The following is a 22,206-nucleotide window of genomic DNA, read 5'->3' as shown; positions in this document are numbered from 1 at the left end:
ATGGCGGCTTAGCGGACGGTTATCCGTTTATCTCCCGGTCGCGTCCGGCCAGCGCGCCGAACAGCGCCATCACGACTGAAATCAGCGCCACGGCGATAAGCGGGATCTGCCAGTCGCCGTTGGCATCATGAATTTTCCCCATGAGCGGTGGTCCACAGGCGGCCAGCAGATATCCGATGGTCTGCGCCATCCCTGACAATGCCGCCGCCTGGTGCGCGGAGTTCGCGCGCAGGCCGATAAACGTCAACCCCAGAATCATGGTCGCCCCCGAACCGAAACCAAAGATAAGCGTCCAGACTACCGCCTGTCCCGGCCAGAACCACAGCCCACAGGCGCTGATGGCGCACATCAGCGCCACACTGACCGCGATGGCGCGCTGGTCTTTTAGACGATGAAGAATCAGCGGAATCGCCAGACCAGGGGCGGCGGTGGCCAGCTGGAGCAAACCATGCAGGGAGCCCGCCTGCGCTTCGCTGTAGCCAAGGCTCTGTAAAATGGCCGGCAGCCAGCCGATAATCACGTAATAGACCAGCGAGTTGATGCCAAGGAACAGCGTGACCTGCCAGGCGAGCGCGGAGCGCCAGATGCCGCGATTATGCATGGCGCCGGAACCGGTGAGCGGCGCGGTCGCGCTCTTGCGCGTTTGCGGTAACCACACCAGCAGCGCCAGCAGCGGAAAGAGCATTAACATCAAGAGGGCGCCGTGCCAGGCGAAACCCGCCAGCGCCAGCGGTACCACCATGGCTGAACCCAGCGCGGCCGCTCCGCCCATGGTTATCGAGTAGGCCCCGGTCATCCTGGCAACATGCTGTGAGAAGTCGCGTTTGATCAGACCCGGCAGCAGAACGTTACCGAGCGCAATTCCGCAGCCGATGATCGCCGTGCCGCTAAAGAGCAGGGCGGTGGACGGGAGCGAACGCAATCCGATGCCCAGACAAATCAGGATTAACGCCGCCAGCAGGCTACGTTCAATGCCCAGCCAGCGCCCGACGCCTGCCGCCAGCGGGGAGACCAGGCCAAAGGCCAGCAGCGGCAATGTGGTGAGCATCCCGGTTTGTGCGGTGGAGAGACCATAGTCAGCGCGAATGGCGTCCAGCAGCGGGGCTGCGCCGGTAAACGTCACGCGTAGCGTAGAGGCAATCAATAAAATCCCGATAATCAGCAGCAGATGACGGCGGCCGGTAGAAGGCAAAACAGAACTCATGGCAATCTCTGACGAGTAAACAGGGCGGCTACAATAGCGCGTTTGCCGGTGCTTTAAATCAAGCTAAAATGACAGATTATCGCTAATATCGGACAAAATCATGACAGGACTTGGCCTTGATGGCTACGATCCGGACAGCGGTCATCAATCGGCGCTCGCTTTTCGCATTCAGGTGGTGGAGAACGAGCAGTTTATCCCTCGCCATCAACACCGCAAAGGCCAGTTGATCCTCGCTTTGCATGGGGCGCTCACCTGCGAAGTGGAGAACGCCATGTGGATGGTGCCGCCGCAGTACGCGGTGTGGGTCCCGGGCCAGATGCCGCACAGCAACCGCGCTACGCCGGGGGCGCAAATCTGTTTTTTGTTTATTGAACCGGATGCCGCGCCAATGCCAGCGCACTGCTGCACCTTAAAAATTTCCCCCCTCGTTCGCGAGCTTATCCTGACCCTCGCCGGACTTCACGGCGAGGCGTTTGCCCATCCGACAACGCAACGGCTGGTACAGGTGCTGTTCGATGAGCTCCCGCGGCAGCCGCAGGAACATCTGCACCTGCCGGTTTCCCCGCATCCGAAGATTCGTCAGATGGCGGATTTGATGGCGGTTGATCCGGCCCGCTGGCAGACGCTGGGGCAGTGGGCGACCGAATTCGCGATGAGCGAACGGAATCTGGCGCGGCTGGTAGTGCGCGAGACCGGGCTGAGTTTTCGCCGTTGGCGTCATCAGCTGCAGTTGATTCTTGCCCTGCGGCTGTTGATTGGCGGGAAAACGGTTCAGCAGACCGCGCAAACGCTGGGATATGACTCGACGACCGCGTTTATTACGATGTTTAAAAAGGGGCTGGGCCAGACGCCAGGGCGCTACCTGGCGAGTCTGGTTACGACTTCCCGATAAACAGGGAAATGATGCCGGCGGCGATCAGCGGGCCAACCGGTACGCCGCGGAACAGCGCCACGCCGAGGACCGTGCCGACCAGCAGTCCAGCCACCAGGTGCGGTTGCGAGCCCATCAGCGCCACGCCGCGCCCGCCCAGCCATGAGACGAAGACGCCCACGGCAATCGCCAGCAGCGACTTCCAGTTGACGAACGAGTGCAGCAGCGTCGATGGCGGCAACGTGCCGCTGGCAATGGGGGCCATGACGCCAATCGTCAGAATAATAATGCCGATCGTCAGCCCCTGCTTTTCAATCCACGGGAAAAAGACGTTAAGCGGTGTGACGCGAACGATGATTAAAACGAGGATAGAAATGGCCACGGTGGTGTTATGGCTGATAAAACCCAGCGCGGCCAGCCCCAGCAGAATAAACAGGGTTGTATCGAACATGAACGGGGATCCTTGCCCAAATTATAAGCCTGTCTACTTTACGCGTAATAGCGTGAACAGACAGGCATTTTTTGACGAGCGACCTCGTTTTCAGGCATCTGCACAATGTTGCCTGACGGCAGACTATCGCGCTCTCAGCTTTCGCGGCGAAAGGCGACCAGCTCCGGGCGGGCAATGCGCAGATAATCCTCGCTGTTGAGGACGATCGATTTATCCAGCCGCCCGGCGTTAAAAGCAATTTCCGGGTAGCGATCGAACAGCAGCGGATCGGCAATCAGCCGCAAATCCGCATGAAAGCTGAACGGAGGAATGGCGCCGAAAACGCAGGCGGTGAGCGTATCGACTTCCGCCGGGCTGGCCAGCGATGCTTTGCTGCCGCCGATATGCTGCGCCAGGCGTGACAGGTCCGCCTGTTGGTCGGCGGCGAGGATCGCCAGCACATGCTGGCTAACACCGTTGCCTTTGACTTTACAGACCAGCGCTTTTGCGCCCTGACCCAACGCGGTACCGCGGATTTCCGACACGGCCTCGCATTTCCCCACGGCCTCATGGTCGACGACGCGATAGCGCGCCCGGTGCTGTTCAAGCAGTTCGAGCAACTGACGGTGAGTGTTTCGTTTTTCCGGCATGTTCATCGCAATCTTTCCATCATGACAAAGCCGTCAGCATAATCTTCTTCCTGCCAGATGAGAACCGCTGCGGCCCGAAGGGGCATATCCTGTCGCGCTTTCATCATGCCTGCTGTTCCATTGCGCCCCAGATTGGGGGTACTATCTAACCCATTATCTCTTTGCAACAGGTAACATCCCCGATGGCTCTGATCCCCAAAAACTACGCCCGGCTGGAAAGCGGCTACCGTGAAAAAGCATTAAAAATCTATCCGTGGATATGCGGGCGCTGCTCGCGGGAGTTTGTGTACTCCAACTTACGCGAATTAACGGTTCACCATATCGATCACGACCATACCAATAATCCAGAAGATGGCAGCAACTGGGAGCTATTGTGTCTGTACTGCCACGATCATGAGCACTCCAAATACACGGAGGCTGACCAGTACGGCACGCGGGTCGTGGCGGGGGAGGATGCGCAAAAAGAGGTGGCCGCCGCAACCTACAACCCCTTTGCGGATTTAAAATCGATGCTCAATAAGAAGTCCTGAGACCGGCGGTCTTGTCGCCGATCAGGTCTGCCTGGCAGCCCTGATCGGCTTATCTTCCCGGAGAGTGCGGTCTCGTGCCTCCACGACTTTGCTACTGTAGCGTTCATTCAGACGCAATCCTTCACCGCGTTGCCCGCTGCGGGCGGCTTACGCCAGTGGTTCCCGGTGGACCGTCCCGTTAACTCAGCAGACCTGCGCCGATGTTCACCGACAGACCCAGTATCGCGAGATTGAACACGAAGGAGATAACCGATTGTAGCAGCGTGATTCTACGGATCCCGGTTGTCCCTGTGGCCACATCGGCGGTTTGCGAGGCCACCGCAATCGTAAACGCGTAGTACAGAAAGTCCCAATATCCCGGGTCCTCCGGCTTTTCCGGAAACATCATCGGGGTAACGTCTTGCGTCCGATGCAGATAGTGCTGATGGGCATAGTGCATAGCGAAGGAGCTGGGCAGCAGGGCCCAGGAGACAATGAGCGTTGCCACCGTCAGCAGGAGATGCACCGCGCGCGGCGTGCCGGAGAGCGCTTTCAACGCAGGGAGTTCGCTTAAAATGGTGACGATGCTGGCCGCACAGGCCACAATCACTATCGTTAGCACGAGCATCGCGCTCTGGTCCTGTAAACGGGCAATGCGCTGAATGCCCGATACGTCAGTCATCAACATGCGGATCCAGATAAAAACCAGATACGGCCACGCCAGCGCATTCCAGCCGATCAACAGTCTTTGCAGCGTCCCCAGGTTTGTCGGAAGCAAGAAAAAACAGACCACGCCCAGCGCGATTGAAATCAACAGGGGCAGACGAATGTAGAGGTGGGCGGTAAGACGCATAGTGGCAGTCGCATCCAGTCAGGCACTGATTCAGGCGGATAAAAAATCATTATTTGAATTGAAGCGTGAAATTCAACAGCCAGAGCGCAAAAAACAGTCAGGATCTTAATGTAACTGACTGTTTTTATTAGTTAGCTTCTGGCCTCGGAACCCTGCTTGTGGAACAGTTCGCGGAACACCGGATAGATATCTTCCTGGTCGCGAATGTGCTGCATCGCAAAGTTCTCAAAGGTTTCCTGCAGATGTTCATATTCGCGCCACAGCGTCTGGTGCGCGCGACGGGTTATCTCTATGTAGCTGTAGTAACGTACCACCGGCAGGATATTTTTTGCCAGCAGCTCATGGCACAGCGGCGAATCATCCGCCCAGTTATCGCCGTCCGAGGCCTGCGCGGCATAGATATTCCACTGCGACGGATCGTATCGGGCTTTAACAACTTCATCCATGAGCTTCAGGGCGCTTGAGACGATAGTGCCGCCGGTTTCCTGAGAATAGAAAAACTCGTGCTCGTCCACCTCTTTGGCCTGCGTATGGTGACGAATATAGACCACCTCAACATTCTTATAGGTCCGGCTGAGGAACAGATACAGCAGGATATAAAAACGCTTCGCCATATCCTTGGTGACCTGATCCATTGAGCCCGAGACATCCATAAGACAGAACATCACCGCCTGACTGGACGGCTCCGGGCGTTTTTCGTAATTTTTGTAGCGCAGGTCAAAGGTATCGATAAAGGGCACGCGTTCGATTTTTGCCCGCAGCTCGGCTATCTCCCGACGTAACCGCTCCTCTTCCAGCAGCTGCGCCGGTTCACTTTTGCCTATGGTGTCCAGATCCTCCTCAAGCGCCCGCAGCTCGCGACGCTTACCCGCCGTCATCGCGGTACGTCGCGCCAGCGAGTTTTGCAGGGATCGCACCACGCTGATATTGGCCGGCACGCCGTTAGCGGTGAAGCCTGCCCGATGCGTTTTAAATTCGGTGAGCTGGCGCTGCTGGTTTTTCTTCAGATTCGGCAGGGCGAGATCCTCAAACAGCAGATCCAGATACTCATCTTTCGATATTTGAAAGACAAAACCATCCTGACCTTCGCCGTCGGCGCTGGCTTGCCCCTGACCGCTCCCGCCACCGCCGCCGCCTCCCTGAGGGCGCTCGATGCGGTCATTTTGCACAAAGTGGTCGTTTCCCGGATGGACGCGGTTACGCAACCCACCGCGTCCCTGATGAAACATCGGTTCGTTGATATCGTCCGTCGGGATCGAAACGGATTCTCCGCTGTCAATATCCGTCACCGAGCGCTTATTGATAGCCTCGGAGATGGACTGTTTAATCTGCGCCTTATAACGGCGCAAAAAGCGCTGGCGATTCACCGCACTTTTATTCTTTCCGTTCAGGCGCCGGTCTATGAACCAGGTCATATGCCCTCCTGTGCTGCAATTGCCAACCTTATGCTGCGACGGAAATGCCGGATGGCGCTAAGCTTACCCGGCCTACAGGTCGCTGTTATTGTAGGCCCGGCGGCTCCGCGCCGCCGGGCAATTTCCGCTATCAGGATGATTTACGTACGCGCAGGTACCATTCGCACAGCAGACGCACCTGCTTACGGGTATAGCCTTTCTCCATCATACGATCGACAAAATCGTCGTGTTTTTTCTGCTCGTCGGTTGAGGTTTTGGCGTTAAACGAAATCACCGGCAGCAGCTCTTCGGTATTGGAGAACATTTTCTTCTCGATAACCGTGCGCAGTTTTTCGTAGCTGGTCCAGTTCGGGTTCCGTCCGTTGATATTAGCCCTGGCGCGCAGGACGAAGTTGACTATCTCGTTACGGAAGTCTTTCGGGTTGCTGATCCCGGCTGGCTTCTCAATTTTCTCCAGCTCGGCATTCAACGACTCGCGATCAAACAGTTGGCCGGTGTCCGGATCGCGGTATTCCTGATCCTGAATCCAGAAATCCGCATAGGTGACATAACGGTCAAAGATGTTCTGCCCGTATTCGGAGTAGGACTCAAGATAGGCGGTCTGAATCTCTTTACCGATAAACTCGGCGTATTTCGGGATCAGATAGCCTTTGAGAAACTCCAGATAACGTTCCGACTGCTCTTGCGGGAACTGCTCGCGCTCGATTTGCTGTTCCAGAACGTAGAACAGATGGACCGGGTTCGCGGCGACCTCGGCGTGGTCAAAGTTAAACACCCGCGACAATATTTTGAAGGCGAAGCGGGTGGAGAGGCCGTTCATCCCTTCGTCGACGCCAGCGTAATCGCGATACTCCTGATAGGATTTCGCTTTCGGGTCGGTGTCTTTCAGACTTTCGCCATCGTAGACGCGCATTTTGGAGTAAATGCTTGAGTTTTCCGGCTCTTTCAGTCGCGACAGGATTGAGAAGCGCGACAGCGTCTCCAGGGTCCCCGGGGCGCACGGCGCGTGGGTCAGCTCACTGTTGTTAAGCAGTTTTTCGTAGATACGCATCTCTTCGGAAATGCGCAGGCAATAAGGCACCTTGACGATATACACGCGGTCGAGGAAGGCCTCATTGTTTTTGTTATTACGGAAGGTCACCCATTCGGATTCGTTGGAGTGGGCGAGAATAATGCCGTTGAACGGCAGGGCCGAAATTCCCTCGGTCCCGTTGTAGTTGCCTTCCTGGGTCGCGGTCAGCAGCGGATGCAGCACCTTAATTGGCGCTTTAAACATCTCGACGAACTCCATAATCCCCTGGTTGGCGCGGCACAGGGCGCCGGAATAGCCGTAGGCGTCCGGATCGTTCTGGGCATAATGCTCCAGTTTACGAATATCCACTTTACCGACCAGCGCGGAGATATCCTGGTTATTCTCATCCCCCGGTTCCGTCTTGGCGATCGCAATTTGTTCAAGGATGGAGGGCCACACTTTGATCACGCGGAATTTGGTGATATCGCCGCCGAACTCGTGCAGGCGTTTTGCCGCCCACGGCGACATAATGGTGCCAAGATAACGGGTGGGCACGCCATACTCTTTATCCAGAATCTGCGCGTCTTCCTGCGGGTTAAACAGGCACAGCGGATGATCGTTAACCGGGCTACGCTCGCCGTTGGCGCTCAGGATATAGATAGGTACACGCTGCATTAAGGATTTCAGACGTTCAGCCAGCGACGATTTCCCCCCGCCTACCGGGCCCAGCAGATACAGAATCTGTTTCTTCTCTTCCAGACCTTGTGCGGCGTGTTTCAGGTAAGAGACGATCTGCTCGATAGCATCCTCCATACCGTAAAACTCTTCAAATGCCGGGTAGCGCGCGACAACCCGGTTTGAAAAGAGACGGGACAGCCGGGGCTCCAGGGCCGTGTCGACCATAACTGGCTCACCAATGGCCATCAGCAGCCGTTCCGCCGCGTTGGCATAAGCACTGCGATCTTGCCGGCAGATGGTAAGAAACTCCTGCAGTGTGAACTCTTCGTCCTTGGCAGCTTCATAGCGCTGGCGATAGTGATCGAATATATTCATGGCATGCCGTCCTTTCGTTTTAAGCACAAGTTGAGAGCCGTTCATATGAATAGTGGGAGCTCCCGGAAGAGGTAAACTGCGCGACGTTCATCGATTCTCCAGCAACCCTTATGCCAGGTTGTCGAAGCGATAAAGACAACGTGCGCTAAAATCACTTCTTCTAAATTAAAGCGTAGATGCATTTAGAAAACTTGCATGCCGTCAAAAATCAATTTCAATGACATATCAATAACTCATCCGGAAAAAAGCGCCTTTTTCGCACGTCTTGCCAGCTCGCGTCATGGTGCTGTCATTCCGCTGCAAGTTTATGGTCATCTGTAGATGAGAAATTGAATGATTTATGTAATGACGGGTAAAGAATTTGAGGCATGGGGTCTACGACGTTAAACTGCCCCGGTGTATTAATTGACAAACGGGAAGATGGATTGTGAATAAGATCAAACCTCTGGCACTCAGCGTGTGCCTTGCGGCCTCTGTTTCGGCTGCCCACGCGGAAGGGAAATTTACGTTAGGGGCCGGCGTGGGTATCGTCGAGAACCCTTATAAACAATACGATGCCGATGTTTACCCGGTCCCGGCAATAAGTTATGAGAGCGACAGCTTTTGGTTTCACGGCCTCGGCGGCGGCTACTATTTGTGGAATGACGACACCGATAAGCTGTCCGTAACCGCCTACTGGTCACCGATGTACTTCAAGCCGGGCAACAGCGATAGTGAGCAAATGCGCAAACTGGATCGCCGTAAATCAACCATGATGGCCGGGCTCTCTTATATCCACAACACGCCGTACGGCTTCTTGCGTACGACGCTGGCAGGCGACACGCTGGATAACAGCAACGGTATCACCTGGGATACCGCCTGGCTCTATCGCTATAACAACGGCAACCTGACCTTGACGCCGGGGATCGGGGTAGAGTGGAACAGCGATAACCAGAACGAATACTACTATGGCGTTTCTCAGCATGAGTCGAATCGCAGCGGCATGCGTAGCTACGACCCGGATAGCAGCTGGAACCCCTATCTTGAGCTGTCGGCCAACTATCGTTTCCTCGGCGACTGGAGCGTGTATGGCGTGGCGCGTTACACCCGCCTGTCAAATGAAATCACCGACAGCCCGATGGTGGACAAATCCTGGAGCGGCCTGATCTCCACCGGGATTACCTACACCTTCTGATCGAACACGATAACGATCGTAGCGCAGACGGCTGTGCGTCATGCTGTGCACCATAACGAAGAAATTTGTGCAGCAAAACAGGGCGCCAGGCCCTGTTTTGCACTGTAGTGGTGCGGTGGCATTAGCGGAGGAGTTGATGATGGAAAAAACGCTATCTTTTGGCGATCGCGCGGCGGTTCCTGCTATCGGGCAGGGCACCTGGTTCATGGGTGAAAACCGCTCCCGACGTGCGCAGGAGATTGCTGCACTACGAGCGGGCGTGGAACAAGGGCTGACGGTCATCGACACCGCTGAAATGTACGCTCATGGTGGGGCGGAAGAGGTGGTCGGAGAGGCGATTCGTGGCCTGCGGGACCGCGTCGTGCTGGTCTCCAAAGTGTATCCGTGGCATGCGGGTGGGCAGAAGCTCATGGATGCCTGTGAGGCCAGCCTGCGCCGTCTGGGCACCGACTACCTTGATATGTACCTGCTGCACTGGGCTGGCGAGTTTTCTTTTGCCGAGACCGTGGCGGGTATGGAGACGCTGGTGGCGCAGGGAAAAATTCGCCGCTGGGGGGTATCGAATCTCAATACTGCCGCGATGCAGGCGCTGTGGCAGGTTGCCGGTGGCGATCAGTGCGCGACCAACCAGGTACTTTACCATCTGGCGTCGCGGGGAATTGAACATGACCTGCTGAAGTGGTGTCAGCAACGGGCGCTACCGGTGATGGCCTACAGCCCGTTGGCCCAGGCCGGACGTCTGCGCGATGGACTTTTAAATCATCGCGTTGTGACCCATATTGCTAAAGAGCGAGGGGTGAGCGCGGCACAAATTCTGCTGGCCTGGGTCATCAGTCATCCGGGCGTCATGGCTATCCCGAAAGCCGCAAGTGTAGAACATGTGGCCCAGAATGCCGCAGCGCTGACGCTGACTCTCACGGCTCAGGAGCGGTCGCAGCTCGATAATGCGTTTCCCGCGCCGGGCAACAAAGTCCCGCTCGATATGGTGTAAAGCGCGACGCGTCAGAAAACATTAGTGATTCGTTGATGAAAATCAAGGTTCACTGGTGAGTATCTCCTTAAAGATAAAAGAAAAAGGAGATTAACATGACTGAACTTAACAAACCTCTGGATGTGAAGCTGGCTTTCCCGTTGTGGAAAGCGGTGCTCACGATACTCTTCGGCGTTATTATCTGGTTTATCCCACCGCCGGAGGGGCTCACCCTCCACGCGTGGCAAATGTTCGCTATTTTTGCCGCCACTATCTTCGCCATCATTCTTAAGGTGCTCCCGATGGGGGCGGTAACGATGATTGCGCTGATTGTCTCCGCATTTTTGGGCGTGACGCCGCTCTCTCCGGGTAAAAGCGACAAAGTTGCGGCGTTATCCGGGTTTGCCAACGGTACTATCTGGCTGATTGGTATCGCCATGTTTATCTCCCGGGCGGTGATCAAGACCGGTCTGGGCAAGCGGGTGGCGCTGTGGTTTATTTCTAAATGCGGTTCCAGCATGTTGGGGGTTGCCTATGGTCTGGCGCTGTCGGATGTTGTCCTTGGACCGGGGATCCCTTCGGCATCAGCGAGGGGCGGCGGAATTATGTACCCGATTACCCAGTCCATTGCCACTGCCTACCAGTCAGAACCTGGCGCGACGGCGAGAAAAGCCGGCGCCTTTTTAATGATTTGCGTTTCGCAGATCGATGCCATCGTCTGTACGATGTTTTTAACGGCAATGGCGGGTAACCCGCTGGTGGCCGAACTGGCGAGAAGCCAGGGAATAGAGATAACCTGGACGACCTGGTTTGTCGGGGCTATCGTACCGGGGATTGCCTCTCTGATCCTGCTGCCGCTGGTGATTTACGCGATTTACCCGCCGCAGCTGAAAAAAACGCCGGAGATTCCAGCGATCGCCCGAGAAGAACTGCGCAAAATGGGGCCGATGTCGCTGGCAGAAAAAATTCTGGCCCTCGATTTTGTCCTGCTGATATTGCTATGGACTATCGGTGATATTTTCTTTTCGATTCCGGCTACGCTTTCGGCGTTTATTGGGCTGATGGTGCTGCTGATCAGCAACATCATGTCGTGGAAGAATATTATTGAAGAAAAAACGGCCTGGGACACCATGTTCTGGTTTGCCGTGTTGGTGATGATGGCAAATGCGCTTAATAAGTACGGCATGATTAGCTGGATATCTGAGCGAATTGTCGGCTATGTCGGTCACTTCGAATGGATAACGGTTTTTTTACTGCTGGTCATGGTTTATTTCTATACCCGCTACTTTTTCGCGTCGGCGATGGCGCATATTTCCGCGATGTATCTGGCGTTTCTTGCCGTCGCCGTTTCAGTCGGCGTACCGCCGCTTTTTGCCGCGCTGGTGCTGGGTTATACCTCTAACTTGTCGATGGGGCTTACGCAATACTCGGGGGGCCCGGGGCCCGCGCTGTTTGGTTCGGGATATAACACGACGGGGCAGTGGTGGGGCGTCAGTTTCGTGGTTTCGCTGGCGTCTATTGCTATCTGGCTGGTACTGGGCGGCGCGTGGATGAAGCTGGTGGGATTCTGGTAACGGAAAAACGTCACGAGTGCCGGTCAATAAAACAGGGCGATTTCGCCCTGTTTTTAATTATCTCCCGTTTATCGGCAGCAGAAGGCGTTAGCCGCGTTTCGCGATGCGGATAGTTTGCGCCAGCCGAGAGGGATTCTCTTCGCTGGTTTTCTGCGCTTCGGTAACGCAACAGGTCTCGACGCAAACAAAGGTTTTGTAACCGTCATCCGGCATATCGCCCATGCTGATGGACAGCGCCGGGCCTGGGTTCCAGCCAACTACGTTGCTGTGGTGATGGTGGACGACGTCGATGTTGCGATTCAGCGCAGCGTCGTGAATCACGCTACAGGCTTCGGCATTCAGATAGACACGGTCGGTACGATCCGGGAAGGTCTGTACGCCGTTGCTCAACACGCCTTCTTCGGCATTGTTCACTTTATCGATATAGCGGTCGCCGAGGCCACTGACTTTTACCGCGGCGATGTCGCCGACGTTGAAGTAGGTATGCAGCGCGGAGGTGGTTTCAAATTCGCCGTGCGCTTCCAGCTCGATCTCGCAGGTTTTACCCAGTCTGAAACGCGCATACAGCGTAAATTCGTGCGGCCAGTACTTGCGGGTCTCATCGCTACTTTTTAGTTCGAAGGTCAGCATCACGCCGCTTTCATCTTCGTCATGGCCTTTCAGCGCCCACGGCAGGTTACGGGCGAAGCCGTGAGACGGGAAGCCCTGCTGCGCCGCCGGGCCAAACCACGGCCAGCAAACCGGCACGCCGCCGCGCAGCGCCACGCCGTTTTTGAACGGCGTATTGTTGCTGAGCCACAGTACTTCTTGTTCGCCAGCCGGTTGCCAGGAGAGCAGGTGCGCGCCCTGGAAAGCAACGGAGGCTTTAACCTGCGGATGGTCGACAACGATCAGCTCCAGCTCATCAAGCTGGCGGCGCGAGAGGACAGGGGTAAGTTGTTCAACTACCGGGAGAGCAAAAATTTTGTTAATCATGGTGCAATCCTAAAGGTTAGCCGTAAACATGAAGCCATAAAAAAAGGCGACCGAAGTCGCCTTTTTGGATCAATGTCTCATCTCAACTTATTTGGAGATGTGAGCGATCAGGTCCAGAACTTTGTTGGAGTAACCTGTTTCGTTGTCGTACCAGGAAACCAGTTTCACGAAGTTGTCGTTCAGTGCGATACCCGCTTTAGCATCGAACACGGAAGTGCAAACTTCGCCGTTGAAATCGGTAGAAACAACGTCGTCTTCGGTGTAACCCAGAACGCCTTTCATTGCGCCTTCAGAAGCCGCTTTGATTGCTTTCTTGATTTCTTCGTAAGACGCTGCTTTTTCCAGACGAACGGTCAGGTCAACAACGGATACGTTCGGAGTCGGAACGCGGAACGCCATACCGGTCAGTTTGCCGTTCAGTTCTGGCAGTACTTTACCGACTGCTTTAGCAGCACCGGTAGAGGACGGGATGATGTTCTGTGCTGCGCCGCGGCCGCCGCGCCAGTCTTTGTGAGACGGGCCGTCAACGGTTTTCTGAGTTGCGGTGGTCGCGTGAACGGTGGTCATCAGGCCTTCGATGATACCGAAGTTGTCGTTGATGACTTTAGCCAGCGGAGCCAGGCAGTTGGTGGTGCAGGATGCGTTAGAAACGATGTCCTGGCCTTCGTATTTGTCAAAGTTAGCGCCTTTAACAAACATCGGAGTGTTGTCTTTGGACGGGCCAGTCAGAACGACTTTTTTCGCGCCAGCAGTGATGTGTTTACGAGCGGTTTCGTCAGTCAGGAACAGACCGGTTGCTTCAGCAACAATGTCAACGCCTGCTTCGTTCCACTTCAGGTTAGCCGGATCACGTTCAGCGGTAACACGGATTTTTTTACCGTTAACGATCAGATGACCGTCTTTCACTTCAACGGTACCGTTAAAACGGCCGTGAGTGGAGTCATACTTCAGCATGTATGCCATGTAGTCAGCGTCTAACAGGTCGTTGATTGCAACGATCTCGATGTCAGAACGTTCCTGAGCAGCACGGAAAACAATGCGACCGATACGGCCAAAACCGTTGATACCTACTTTGATAGTCATATATTCCACCAGCTATTTGTTAGTGAATAAAAGGTTGCCTGTAAAATTACAAAAACCTTACGCAGCGTCAAGCGGAATCGTGTCAATCATTGCGACAAATCAATCCTGAGCACACCTTTTGCACGATTGATTTGCCTCACTCTCCCTTTGAGCCCAATTCCATATTGGGGCTGCGCCTGGAATTTTAAAGGCCATTGAAGATAAAAATGAGATGTCTGTCACAATTATCTGGCTGTCTTTTGGCTCCGGATAAGTTTAGAACAAAAGTCCACGCTTCATTGTTAATGTTTTGTTAGAATCGGGGCGTAAAGTTGTCCTTTCACAGTGAGAAGCAAGCACATGGCGAATAAACCCTCCTCGGACGAGCTCAAAAAAAATTTGAGCGAGATGCAGTTTTACGTGACGCAGAATCACGGTACTGAGCCGCCGTTCACCGGGCGACTGCTCCACAACAAACGGGACGGCGTCTACCACTGCCTGGTGTGCGATGCGCCGCTGTTTCACTCGCAAACGAAGTATGATTCAGGCTGCGGCTGGCCGAGCTTTTACGAGCCGGTGAGCGAGGAGGCGATTCGCTATCTGAACGATGACTCCCACGGGATGCAACGCACGGAAATTCGCTGCGGAAATTGCGATGCGCATCTGGGGCATGTGTTTCCGGATGGACCGCAGCCGAGCGGGGAGCGTTTTTGCGTCAATTCGGCCTCATTAAGCTTCAATGACAACGATAATGGCGAGCAGATTAAAGGTTAAAGAAACGATTCAGCAAATTATTCCAGTGCGGAGTTGAACGGATCATGGAAATCGAGCAAATAATAGACAGTATGACGCCGGAAGTGTACCAGCGACTGGCGACGGCGGTGGAGCTGGGAAAATGGCCAGATGGCGTGGCCTTAACGCCCGAGCAGAAAGAGAACAGCCTGCAGCTGGTGATGCTCTACCAGGCGCGGCATAACAGCGACGCGCAGCACATGACCATCGACACCAACGGCCAGATGGTGATGAAGAGCAAGCAGCAGCTGAAAGAGGATTTTGGCATCGCCCCCCGACCGATTGCGACGCTGAAAATGCACTAGCCAGTGGCCTGATGCCCGGTGCCGGGCCTGAGGCAGGATTACGCAGGCCCGTTAAGACCCCGCTCCGTCGGGCCTGAGGCAGGATTACGTAGGCCCGTTAAGACCCCGCTCCGTCGGGCCTGAGTCAGGATTGCGCAGGCCCGTTAAGACCTCTCTGCAGGGCCTGAGGCTGGATTACGTAGGCCCGGTAAGGCAACGCCGCCACCGGGCAAGGTTGTGACAACTGACAACTCGGGTAAAACGCCGCTCACACCACCCAGCGGCCGATCGCCGCATAAGGTTTAATCCCAGGCGACGCCGCGAGCTGCTTCGCCTGCTGATTATGGTCATCGTCGCCATACTCCCAGAACATGACCCCCGCCAGACCTTTTCGCTGAATGTAATCAGCCTTTATCGCCACCGAACGAAGGGCGTTGAATCTGCGAGTCAGCTCAATTTGTAGTCAAAGCGATGCGGGGAAATGGCCCGAAGCGGACGCTTCGGGCACAAGGATTACGCCTGCGTTTCCAGCCAGTCGTCGAGGGTGTACAGCGTAGCGCCGGCGGCGGCCATCGCCATAAAGGCGTGCGCGCTATCCTGCGCCTGGAGGTTGACCCCGCGGCAGCCGTCGGTAATGACGTTGACGGTATAGCCGAGATCCAGCGCATCCAGCACGGTAAATTTGACGCAGTAATCGGTCGCCAGCCCAACAATGATCAGATCGGTGATGCCGCGTTGGCGCAGCCACTCGTCAAGCGCGGTTTTTTGCCGGTGACCGTTGTCAAAAAAAGCGCTGTAGCTGTCGATAGCCGGGTTTTCCCCTTTATGAAACACCGCGGTAATCGCCTGTTGCTGCAGCAGCGGATGCAGCGCCGCGCCTTCGCTGTTCTGCACGCAGTGATCGGGCCAGAACGTTTGCGCCAGGCCATCGAGATGGCCCTGGGTGTACGGTTCGACCTCGTGCTGGCTGGCGAAGCTGCCATGGTTCGCCGGGTGCCAGTCCTGGCTGGCGACGACGGTTTCGCCGCGGGCAAGGCAATGGTCGATAAGTCGGTTGGCGACATCTATGGTGCTATCGCCATCCGGAACGGCCAGTGCGCCGCCGGCGCAAAAATCGTTTTGTAAATCGACCAGCAGTAGTGCGCGGTTCGTCATCGGTTCTCCTTACTCATCGGGGGTCAGTTCGCCACGCAGGTTTTTCTGCATCAGGTTGCGAATCTCATCGACGCTCAGGTTCTGGCTCAGCAGATAATGTAGTTTGGTCAGCGTGGCCTCAACGGTCATATCAAAACCGCTAATGACGCCCGCCTGGGCGAGGGCGTTACCGGTGGCATACCCGCCCATATTGACCTTCCCGGACATGCACTGGGTCAGGTTGATGACCACGATCCCGCGCTGGCTGGCTTCTGCCAGAACCTGGATAAACTCGCCGTTTTGCGGGGCGTTGCCGACGCCATAGGAGCGCAGGATCAACGCTTTCACCGGCTGGCGCAGGAAATTACGCACCACGTCGGCGGAAATGCCCGGATAGATAGTGACGACGCCAATCGGCTGTGGCGTGATGGGATGGACAATCAGTTCGCCGATACCCTGTGGTGCAGGCGGCGTGCCGAGGCGACGAATGTGGATCCCGGCTTCCAGTAAAGGCGCCAGATTGGGAGAGGCGAAGGCGTCGAAACCATCGGCATGGGCTTTGGTTGTGCGGTTGCCGCGATACAGACGATTATTGAAGAACAGCGCCACTTCATTAATCGGGTAATTCGCGGCAACGTACAGGGCATTGAGCAAATTGATCTGCCCGTCGGAGCGCAGCTCGGCCAACGGAATTTGTGACCCTGTCACAATAACCGGTTTACCCAGATGCTCCAGCATGAACGACAGCGCTGAGGCAGTAAAGGCCATGGTGTCCGTCCCGTGCAGGATAACAAAGCCGTCGTACTCGTCGTAATGGGCGCGGATATCGTCGGCGATATGCTGCCAGTCTTCCGGCGTCATATCGGAAGAGTCCATCAGCGGCTCATACTCATGGATCGTAAAGTCCGGCATCTCCGGACGGTGGAACTCAGGCATCAGCGCCAGCTGACGCTGCAGGTGGCCGGAAACGGGGATATAGCCGTGTTCTGAGCGCTGCATACCGATGGTCCCACCGGTGTAGGCAACGTAAATCGATTTCTTTTGCATATCATCGCTTAGGTTGGACGTAGACAGGCGCAGTATAAAGTGACCGCTAAAAAAATACAGCGCAATCCCCGTTATACTTCGCGGTACGGGGGCGTGGCGCGCGCATTCCCCCCGACAGCACTAACGTTGTCGGGGGGGAACGGGTCAAACGAGGGGGACTAGCGGATATTGGCGCAGGTTAAACAGAACGCGTAGCGGTTCTGCGGATCGTTGAACGCGGCGAGCTTATCGCTTTCAGCCTTGACGGCATTGGCTGCGGCGGCAACCGGTGCCGGCAGCCAGGCCTGCAGCGCCGCAGGCAGCGACGCGCGTACCGAACCGGTCAGGCTGTCGAGAACCATCGAGAAGAACGTCGGCTCTTCTTGATAGTAGCTGATATGCCACTGTTTCAGCTTCGCCAGCTCCGCGGCTTTCGCCACCGCGTCGTCAAAGTCGCCCAGGCTATCGACCAGCCCGTTGGCTTTCGCATCTTCACCGGTCCAGACATGGCCCTGGGCAATCTGGTCGATTTTCTCCGGGGTGCTGTTACGCGCGTTGGCGACCAGAGTGATAAAGCGTTTGTAGCCGTTTTCAATGCTCAACTGCATCAATTGCTGAACTTCAGGCGGCAGCGATTTGGTGGTTGAAACATCGGCCAGCGCCGATGTCGCCACGCCATCGGTATGAACGCCGATCGAGGCCAGCGTATTTTCGACGGTGTTAATGACGCCGAAGATGCCAATCGAGCCTGTGAGAGTGCTAGGGTTGGCGACGATATAGTTGGCCGGCGTGGAGATCCAGTAGCCGCCGGAAGCCGCCATGCCGCCCATGGAGACCACCACCGGTTTACCCGCCGCTTTCGCCGCCGCCAGCTCTTCACGAATCACTTCCGAGGCGCTGACGCTGCCGCCCGGGCTGTTGACGCGCAGGACAATCGCTTTCACCTTCGGATCGAGGCGGGCATCGCGAATCTGCGCGGCGGTCGTGTCTCCTCCGACATTACCCGGCGTCTCTTCACCGTCCATAATCGCGCCGTTAGCGAAGATAACCGCAATGGCGGCACCCTGGTCGGACGGCGTTTTCACGCTGTAATCGTAATAGCTGATCGCGCGATAGTGATTATCCTCTTTGCTCCAGCCGAACTGTTTAGTCAGCGCCTTCTCCACGTCGGTGGCGGTGCCCAGTTCATCAACCAGCTTGTTGTTCAGCGCGTATTGCGCCGTATCGCCGTCCACTTTACGCAGACCGTCAATCAGCCCCTGAGCGCCTGGGAACAGCTGCTGCGCGGTGATTTGGCGGTTAGCGGCGATGGTATTGAGATAGTTTTGCCACAGCTCGCCAATCCAGCGACTGTCGGCTTCACGCGCGGCAGGCGACATATCGTCGCGGATAAACGGCTCGACCGCCGATTTATAGGTCCCGACGCGGAAAACGTGCGTCGAGACTTTCAGCTTGTCGAGCAGCGATTTGTAATACAGGCCGTTGGTGGCAAAGCCGTGCAGGTCGACGTCACCCTGCGGCGAGAGCCAGATTTTATTGGCGAAGCTCGCCAGATAATACTGCCCCTGGCTGTAGTTGCTCCCCACGGCATACACCGGTTTTCCGCTATCGCGGAATTCACGCAGCGCCTTACCGATATACTGCATCGAAGGCTGATCGCCGCCGGCAAAATTTTTCAGATCCAGTACGATGCCGGTGATATTGCGGTCATCTTTCGCCTGGCGAATGGTCTGTACGATATCAAACAGCGAGTTTTCCTGGAGACGGTCGGAACTGGCGCCAAAGAGCTGACGACCGATCACGCCGAGTTTGCTGCTGGCGGACGGTTTATCGACCACCACGCCGGTGATATCCATCAGCAGCGCGCCGCGAGCGGGATGTTCCGTTGTGGTGCTGCTGAACTGTGCCCAGATACCGACACACACCAGGACCAGCAACAGGAAAACCACGTTCAGTGCGAGCTGGCGAATAAAGTTAAGTACCCGCCATGTCCATTTAAAAAATCCGGCGAGCAGCCGCCAAAGAGTTCGCATGTATTCTCCCTAACATTGTTAAAAATGGGCCAACCGCATGGGTTGCCGCGTCTGGTTATCCTAAAGAGACGGCTGACGGTTGTCAGCAGGAATCACCGGTCGTGCTGTAACAAAATTCTTGCGCATGTTAATTTTATGCAAAATGACAGCACAGGAGTCACATCGATGGATGCTCTCGAACTACTGATAAACCGCCGTAGCGCCTCGCGTCTCGCCGAGCCGGCACCGGCCGGCGACCAACTGGAAAACATTCTTCGCGCCGGATTGCGCGCCCCGGATCACGGGACGCTGCAACCCTGGCGTTTCTTTATTATTTCTGATGATGGCCGCGAACGCTTCAGTCAACTGCTGGAGAAAGGAGCGATTGCGGCCGGGCAGGATGACAAAGGCATTGAAAAAGCCCGCAGCGCGCCGTTCCGCGCGCCGCTGATTATTACCGTCGTCGCCCGCTGCGAAGATCACCCGAAGGTGCCGAAATGGGAGCAGGAAATGTCGGCCGGCTGCGCGGTGATGGCCATGCAGATGGCGGCGGTTGCGCAGGGCTTTAACGGCATCTGGCGCAGCGGCGCATTGACCGAAAGCCCGATCGTCCGTGAAGGATTCGCCTGCCGTGAGCAGGATAAAATCGTCGGTTTTCTCTATCTGGGAACGCCGCAGCTTAAAGCCTCAACCACCGTTTCTCTGCCGGACACCGCGCCGTTTGTGGTCCGTTTCTGAACCAACGCTGAGTAAGAACAGCCCGGCAGGCATGCCGCGCCGGGCTGTCACGCCGACAATCCGCGCGGCGTCAACATCGCTCTGCCAGTGTGTTTAGCGATAAACGGAACGCGCGATGCGGGTGTAGGTATGCCTGACCCCGCGAATCGCAATACTGTAGGCCAGAATATTCTCTGGTAATGCCACTCCCATATAGCCCGTATCGCCAATATGGTGCAGGTCGGCGCCCGCCATTTTACTCATCAAGGCTATCTGACGAAGGGTGCCGACATCAGCGCCTTCCTGGGAAGTCCCAATCGCCGTCATCGCCAGCGCGCCATGCACATGTGCAGTCTCAATAAGCGATGCCACACGTTGCTGGCTCATTCCTGGTATCGTGCCCGGGGCCGGGAGCAACACAATATCCGCCCCCTGGGCGGCGAAGGCGATGACATCCTGCTCGCTGATAATGCTGCTGCCGCTTTCACCTACGACTCCCGCGCCGTGCATTTTCCCGGTGATAATCACCGCGCTGTCGCCCACCGCCTGGCGAATCTCCCCGGCGGCTATCGCCAGCGCCCGGTTGCTGACCCCGTTATTCGGGTTGCCCGTTAACAGCAGAATTTTCGCCCCCATCGCGACCAGCTTACGGGCATTGTCAGCCGTAGCCGAGCGCCCCGGTCTCATTTTCCAGATATCGTCATGGGCAACCGCAAATTCCGGATCTACCGCCTCCAGATTGACGCCAATAATACGCCCGGTCAGGCGCTGCAGTTCATGCAGCGTTTTGTCCGCCGCGATACCGGCAGGCAACCCCTCAATATGCGGGTTTTCACTGTCAAACATATTAATCAGCAAGATATCCGCACCCTGCGATGCGGCAAGCTCGGCATTGGTGACATTGTTCAGCAATGGCTGCGCGATGGCGATAGATTCGCTGACCATTACCCGACCTTCGCTGGCGCGAATGGCATACAGCAGTTGCTCTTTATCCATTGACACAAAATCGGAAGCGCAGCAGTCCAGCAGGCGTTTAGTTTTCATCGGGATATTCCTCGTCGCTGAGCCAGTGTTGCTGTTTCGCCTGCCGCCGCTGGCTGGCGAAACAGCAACACTGGCATCCATTTACCGCAATTGTTTCAGCCATCTTTGCTCGAATTAAAGATAAATCACTTAGGTCCCACGAGTGAACCGTTTTAGTGAAATGGCGGCACAGCGCAAAGCGAGCTGGTGGGAGATCAGCGGCGTTTAGCAATCCAGGAGGAGCGCCACGCGCTGCAACTGACCAAATAGTGAAGATGGCGAGGTCATGCGGCTTGTCCATCGCAAAATCGTCTATTTGTCTGCTTAATGAGCAACCACTCGCGATTTCAGACTGTCATACTTACCACCCCGGCGTTTGAGCGCTACCATAGCGGGATTGCAATGACAGGAGATGTCCATGAGCGAGCAAGCTATTCGTTTAACGCAATACAGCCACGGAGCCGGTTGTGGTTGTAAAATTTCCCCTAAAGTACTGGAAACGATCCTGAAGAGCGATCGGGCGAAGTTTATCGATCCGAACCTGCTGGTGGGGAATGAGACCAGCGATGATGCGGCGGTTTATGACCTGGGCAACGGGACGTCGATCATCAGCACCACCGACTTTTTTATGCCGATAGTCGACAGCCCGTTCGACTTTGGCCGTATCGCCGCCACCAACGCCATCAGCGACATTTTCGCGATGGGTGGAAAACCGATTATGGCGATTGCCATCCTTGGCTGGCCGATTAATACCCTGGCGCCGGAAATTGCCCGCGAAGTAGTGGACGGCGGGCGTTTTGCCTGCCAGCAGGCGGGCATCTCCCTGGCGGGCGGCCACTCGATTGACGCGCCGGAGCCGATTTTCGGTCTGGCGGTCACCGGCGTGGTGCCGACCGAGCGGATCAAGAAAAACAGCACCGCCGAGGCGGGCTGTAAACTCTATCTCACCAAGCCGTTAGGCATTGGCGTGCTGACCACCGCCGAGAAAAAATCGCTGCTCAAACCGGAGCACCAGGGGCTGGCGACGGAAACCATGTGCCAGATGAACCTCGCCGGCGCGGCCTTTGCCACCCTCGGCGGCGTAAAAGCGATGACCGACGTCACCGGCTTCGGCCTGCTGGGCCACCTGAGCGAAGTGTGCCGCGGCGCGGGTGTTCAGGCGCTGCTCAACTACGCGGATATCCCGAAACTGCCGGGCGTTGAAGAGTACATTGCGGCGGGCGCCGTTCCCGGTGGCACCGGGCGCAACTTTGCCAGCTACGGCCATCTGATGGGCGACATGCCGGCGGCGTGGCGCGATCTGCTGTGTGACCCGCAAACCTCCGGCGGTCTGCTGCTGGCGGTGACGCCGGAAGCCGAAGGCGAAGCGCGGGCCGTAGCCGAAGAGTTCGGGATTAAGCTTGCCGCCATCGGCGAGCTGGTGACCGCACGCGGCGGACGTCCTATGATCGAGATCCGTTGATTAC

The 22,206-nt window shown here is 56.3% G+C and carries 22 protein-coding genes and 1 pseudogene; 9 read left to right on the top strand and 14 right to left on the bottom strand.

The window, feature by feature from the left end; all coding sequences use genetic code 11:
• Positions 1–19: 19 nt before the first annotated feature.
• Positions 20–1,204, bottom strand: a complete 1,185-nt coding sequence (locus Electrica_RS15070) for a CynX/NimT family MFS transporter (RefSeq protein WP_100684937.1) — start codon at positions 1,202–1,204, stop codon at positions 20–22.
• A 97-nt stretch (positions 1,205–1,301) separates the two neighbouring features.
• Here Electrica_RS15070 and Electrica_RS15065 point away from each other — a divergent pair, with 97 nt between their 5' ends.
• Positions 1,302–2,096: an AraC family transcriptional regulator gene (locus tag Electrica_RS15065; protein WP_167686277.1), complete on the top strand. Its 795-nt coding sequence runs from the start codon at positions 1,302–1,304 to the stop codon at positions 2,094–2,096.
• On the opposite strand, the gene Electrica_RS15060 is transcribed toward Electrica_RS15065, so the two are convergent.
• Together Electrica_RS15060 and Electrica_RS15055 are read right to left on the bottom strand one after the other, a co-directional pair.
• Complete coding sequence (locus Electrica_RS15060; RefSeq protein ID WP_100684939.1) at positions 2,080–2,526, bottom strand: DUF441 domain-containing protein; 447 nt, start codon at positions 2,524–2,526, stop codon at positions 2,080–2,082. The two genes, Electrica_RS15065 and Electrica_RS15060, sit on opposite strands and share 17 nt — an antisense overlap.
• 134 nt (positions 2,527–2,660) lie before the next feature.
• Positions 2,661–3,161, bottom strand: coding sequence for a YbaK/prolyl-tRNA synthetase associated domain-containing protein (locus Electrica_RS15055; protein ID WP_131049700.1), 501 nt, complete (start codon positions 3,159–3,161; stop codon positions 2,661–2,663).
• A 176-nt stretch (positions 3,162–3,337) separates the two neighbouring features.
• Between Electrica_RS15055 and yajD the strand changes: the two genes are divergently transcribed.
• Positions 3,338–3,685 carry an HNH nuclease YajD gene (gene yajD, locus Electrica_RS15050; RefSeq protein WP_100684941.1) on the top strand — a complete coding sequence of 116 codons (348 nt, stop codon included), beginning with the start codon at positions 3,338–3,340 and terminating at the stop codon, positions 3,683–3,685.
• Between the two features lie 178 nt (positions 3,686–3,863).
• Here yajD and Electrica_RS15045 read toward each other — a convergent pair whose 3' ends face one another.
• The 3 genes from Electrica_RS15045 to yeaG form a co-directional block, all read right to left on the bottom strand.
• Positions 3,864–4,517: a DUF1345 domain-containing protein gene (locus Electrica_RS15045; protein ID WP_100684942.1), complete on the bottom strand. Its 654-nt coding sequence runs from the start codon at positions 4,515–4,517 to the stop codon at positions 3,864–3,866.
• 131 nt (positions 4,518–4,648) lie between these two features.
• Positions 4,649–5,932, bottom strand: a complete 1,284-nt coding sequence (locus tag Electrica_RS15040; protein ID WP_100684943.1) for a YeaH/YhbH family protein — start codon at positions 5,930–5,932, stop codon at positions 4,649–4,651.
• Between the two features lie 130 nt (positions 5,933–6,062).
• Entirely contained in the window at positions 6,063–7,997 is a 1,935-nt protein-coding gene (yeaG, locus tag Electrica_RS15035) for a protein kinase YeaG (RefSeq protein WP_004860792.1), read from the bottom strand.
• 427 nt (positions 7,998–8,424) lie between these two features.
• On the opposite strand from yeaG, the gene Electrica_RS15030 reads away from it, so the two are divergent.
• The 3 genes from Electrica_RS15030 (at position 8,425) to Electrica_RS15020 (ending at position 11,715) form a co-directional block, all read left to right on the top strand.
• Positions 8,425–9,171: a MipA/OmpV family protein gene (locus Electrica_RS15030; RefSeq protein ID WP_100684944.1), complete on the top strand. Its 747-nt coding sequence runs from the start codon at positions 8,425–8,427 to the stop codon at positions 9,169–9,171.
• 136 nt (positions 9,172–9,307) lie between these two features.
• A complete protein-coding gene (locus Electrica_RS15025; protein WP_141964860.1) occupies positions 9,308–10,162 on the top strand; it encodes an aldo/keto reductase in 855 nt (284 codons plus the stop codon).
• 95 nt (positions 10,163–10,257) lie between these two features.
• Positions 10,258–11,715 (top strand): DASS family sodium-coupled anion symporter, encoded by a 1,458-nt coding sequence (locus Electrica_RS15020; RefSeq protein WP_131049697.1) that lies wholly within the window; start codon positions 10,258–10,260, stop codon positions 11,713–11,715.
• Positions 11,716–11,802: 87 nt separating this feature from the next.
• Here Electrica_RS15020 and Electrica_RS15015 read toward each other — a convergent pair whose 3' ends face one another.
• The gene (locus Electrica_RS15015) at positions 11,803–12,690 is read right to left on the bottom strand and encodes a D-hexose-6-phosphate mutarotase (protein WP_141964859.1); all 888 of its coding nucleotides are present in this window, start codon (positions 12,688–12,690) and stop codon (positions 11,803–11,805) included.
• Between the two features lie 87 nt (positions 12,691–12,777).
• On the bottom strand, positions 12,778–13,773 hold the full coding sequence (gene gapA / locus Electrica_RS15010; protein WP_100684948.1) for a glyceraldehyde-3-phosphate dehydrogenase: 996 nt from the start codon (positions 13,771–13,773) through the stop codon (positions 12,778–12,780).
• Positions 13,774–14,112: 339 nt separating this feature from the next.
• Here gapA and msrB point away from each other — a divergent pair, with 339 nt between their 5' ends.
• Together msrB and Electrica_RS15000 are read left to right on the top strand one after the other, a co-directional pair.
• Positions 14,113–14,526, top strand: coding sequence for a peptide-methionine (R)-S-oxide reductase MsrB (gene msrB / locus Electrica_RS15005; protein ID WP_141964858.1), 414 nt, complete (start codon positions 14,113–14,115; stop codon positions 14,524–14,526).
• Positions 14,527–14,570: 44 nt separating this feature from the next.
• The gene (locus Electrica_RS15000) at positions 14,571–14,849 is read left to right on the top strand and encodes a YeaC family protein (protein ID WP_100684950.1); all 279 of its coding nucleotides are present in this window, start codon (positions 14,571–14,573) and stop codon (positions 14,847–14,849) included.
• A 247-nt stretch (positions 14,850–15,096) separates the two neighbouring features.
• Here the strand turns inward: Electrica_RS15000 and Electrica_RS28920 are convergent.
• From Electrica_RS28920 to sppA, 4 genes and pseudogenes are all read right to left on the bottom strand, one after another.
• Positions 15,097–15,255 (bottom strand): annotated as a pseudogene (locus tag Electrica_RS28920) (hypothetical protein); the annotation flags it as partial.
• A gap of 86 nt (positions 15,256–15,341) precedes the next feature.
• On the bottom strand, positions 15,342–15,983 hold the full coding sequence (gene pncA / locus Electrica_RS14995) for a bifunctional nicotinamidase/pyrazinamidase (protein WP_141964857.1): 642 nt from the start codon (positions 15,981–15,983) through the stop codon (positions 15,342–15,344).
• Positions 15,984–15,992: 9 nt separating this feature from the next.
• Positions 15,993–17,009: an asparaginase gene (ansA, locus tag Electrica_RS14990; RefSeq protein WP_100684952.1), complete on the bottom strand. Its 1,017-nt coding sequence runs from the start codon at positions 17,007–17,009 to the stop codon at positions 15,993–15,995.
• Between the two features lie 158 nt (positions 17,010–17,167).
• Complete coding sequence (sppA, locus tag Electrica_RS14985; RefSeq protein WP_100684953.1) at positions 17,168–19,021, bottom strand: signal peptide peptidase SppA; 1,854 nt, start codon at positions 19,019–19,021, stop codon at positions 17,168–17,170.
• Positions 19,022–19,186: 165 nt separating this feature from the next.
• Here sppA and Electrica_RS14980 point away from each other — a divergent pair, with 165 nt between their 5' ends.
• Positions 19,187–19,738: an NAD(P)H nitroreductase gene (locus tag Electrica_RS14980; protein WP_131049693.1), complete on the top strand. Its 552-nt coding sequence runs from the start codon at positions 19,187–19,189 to the stop codon at positions 19,736–19,738.
• Between the two features lie 93 nt (positions 19,739–19,831).
• Here the strand turns inward: Electrica_RS14980 and Electrica_RS14975 are convergent, their stop codons facing one another.
• Positions 19,832–20,761, bottom strand: a complete 930-nt coding sequence (locus Electrica_RS14975; protein ID WP_141964856.1) for a DUF7916 family protein — start codon at positions 20,759–20,761, stop codon at positions 19,832–19,834.
• Positions 20,751–21,041: a hypothetical protein gene (locus Electrica_RS28435; protein WP_160703740.1), complete on the bottom strand. Its 291-nt coding sequence runs from the start codon at positions 21,039–21,041 to the stop codon at positions 20,751–20,753. Before Electrica_RS28435 ends, Electrica_RS14975 begins: the two co-directional genes overlap by 11 nt.
• 117 nt (positions 21,042–21,158) lie before the next feature.
• Between Electrica_RS28435 and selD the strand changes: the two genes are divergently transcribed.
• Positions 21,159–22,202, top strand: coding sequence for a selenide, water dikinase SelD (gene selD / locus Electrica_RS14965; RefSeq protein WP_141964855.1), 1,044 nt, complete (start codon positions 21,159–21,161; stop codon positions 22,200–22,202).
• Positions 22,203–22,206: the final 4 nt, after the last annotated feature.

The organism is Klebsiella electrica (assembly GCF_006711645.1).
Lineage (GTDB): Bacteria > Pseudomonadota > Gammaproteobacteria > Enterobacterales > Enterobacteriaceae > Klebsiella > Klebsiella electrica.
The sequence above is the reverse complement of the archived record's forward strand: the minus strand, read 5'-3'. Positions and strand labels throughout refer to the sequence as shown.

Excerpts from the sequence above, each read along its gene's own strand:
- Electrica_RS15070 (WP_100684937.1), bottom strand. The coding sequence starts at position 1,204 with ATGAGTTCTGTTTTGCCTTCTACCGGCCGCCGTCATCTGCTGCTGATT.
- Electrica_RS15060 (WP_100684939.1), bottom strand. The coding sequence starts at position 2,526 with ATGTTCGATACAACCCTGTTTATTCTGCTGGGGCTGGCCGCGCTGGGT.
- Electrica_RS15055 (WP_131049700.1), bottom strand. The coding sequence starts at position 3,161 with ATGAACATGCCGGAAAAACGAAACACTCACCGTCAGTTGCTCGAACTG.
- yajD (WP_100684941.1), top strand. The coding sequence starts at position 3,338 with ATGGCTCTGATCCCCAAAAACTACGCCCGGCTGGAAAGCGGCTACCGT.
- Electrica_RS15045 (WP_100684942.1), bottom strand. The coding sequence starts at position 4,517 with ATGCGTCTTACCGCCCACCTCTACATTCGTCTGCCCCTGTTGATTTCA.
- Electrica_RS15040 (WP_100684943.1), bottom strand. The coding sequence starts at position 5,932 with ATGACCTGGTTCATAGACCGGCGCCTGAACGGAAAGAATAAAAGTGCG.
- yeaG (WP_004860792.1), bottom strand. The coding sequence starts at position 7,997 with ATGAATATATTCGATCACTATCGCCAGCGCTATGAAGCTGCCAAGGAC.
- Electrica_RS15025 (WP_141964860.1), top strand. The coding sequence starts at position 9,308 with ATGATGGAAAAAACGCTATCTTTTGGCGATCGCGCGGCGGTTCCTGCT.
- Electrica_RS15020 (WP_131049697.1), top strand. The coding sequence starts at position 10,258 with ATGACTGAACTTAACAAACCTCTGGATGTGAAGCTGGCTTTCCCGTTG.
- Electrica_RS15015 (WP_141964859.1), bottom strand. The coding sequence starts at position 12,690 with ATGATTAACAAAATTTTTGCTCTCCCGGTAGTTGAACAACTTACCCCT.
- gapA (WP_100684948.1), bottom strand. The coding sequence starts at position 13,773 with ATGACTATCAAAGTAGGTATCAACGGTTTTGGCCGTATCGGTCGCATT.
- msrB (WP_141964858.1), top strand. The coding sequence starts at position 14,113 with ATGGCGAATAAACCCTCCTCGGACGAGCTCAAAAAAAATTTGAGCGAG.
- Electrica_RS15000 (WP_100684950.1), top strand. The coding sequence starts at position 14,571 with ATGGAAATCGAGCAAATAATAGACAGTATGACGCCGGAAGTGTACCAG.
- pncA (WP_141964857.1), bottom strand. The coding sequence starts at position 15,983 with ATGACGAACCGCGCACTACTGCTGGTCGATTTACAAAACGATTTTTGC.
- ansA (WP_100684952.1), bottom strand. The coding sequence starts at position 17,009 with ATGCAAAAGAAATCGATTTACGTTGCCTACACCGGTGGGACCATCGGT.
- sppA (WP_100684953.1), bottom strand. The coding sequence starts at position 19,021 with ATGCGAACTCTTTGGCGGCTGCTCGCCGGATTTTTTAAATGGACATGG.
- Electrica_RS14980 (WP_131049693.1), top strand. The coding sequence starts at position 19,187 with ATGGATGCTCTCGAACTACTGATAAACCGCCGTAGCGCCTCGCGTCTC.
- Electrica_RS14975 (WP_141964856.1), bottom strand. The coding sequence starts at position 20,761 with ATGAAAACTAAACGCCTGCTGGACTGCTGCGCTTCCGATTTTGTGTCA.
- Electrica_RS28435 (WP_160703740.1), bottom strand. The coding sequence starts at position 21,041 with ATGGACAAGCCGCATGACCTCGCCATCTTCACTATTTGGTCAGTTGCA.
- selD (WP_141964855.1), top strand. The coding sequence starts at position 21,159 with ATGAGCGAGCAAGCTATTCGTTTAACGCAATACAGCCACGGAGCCGGT.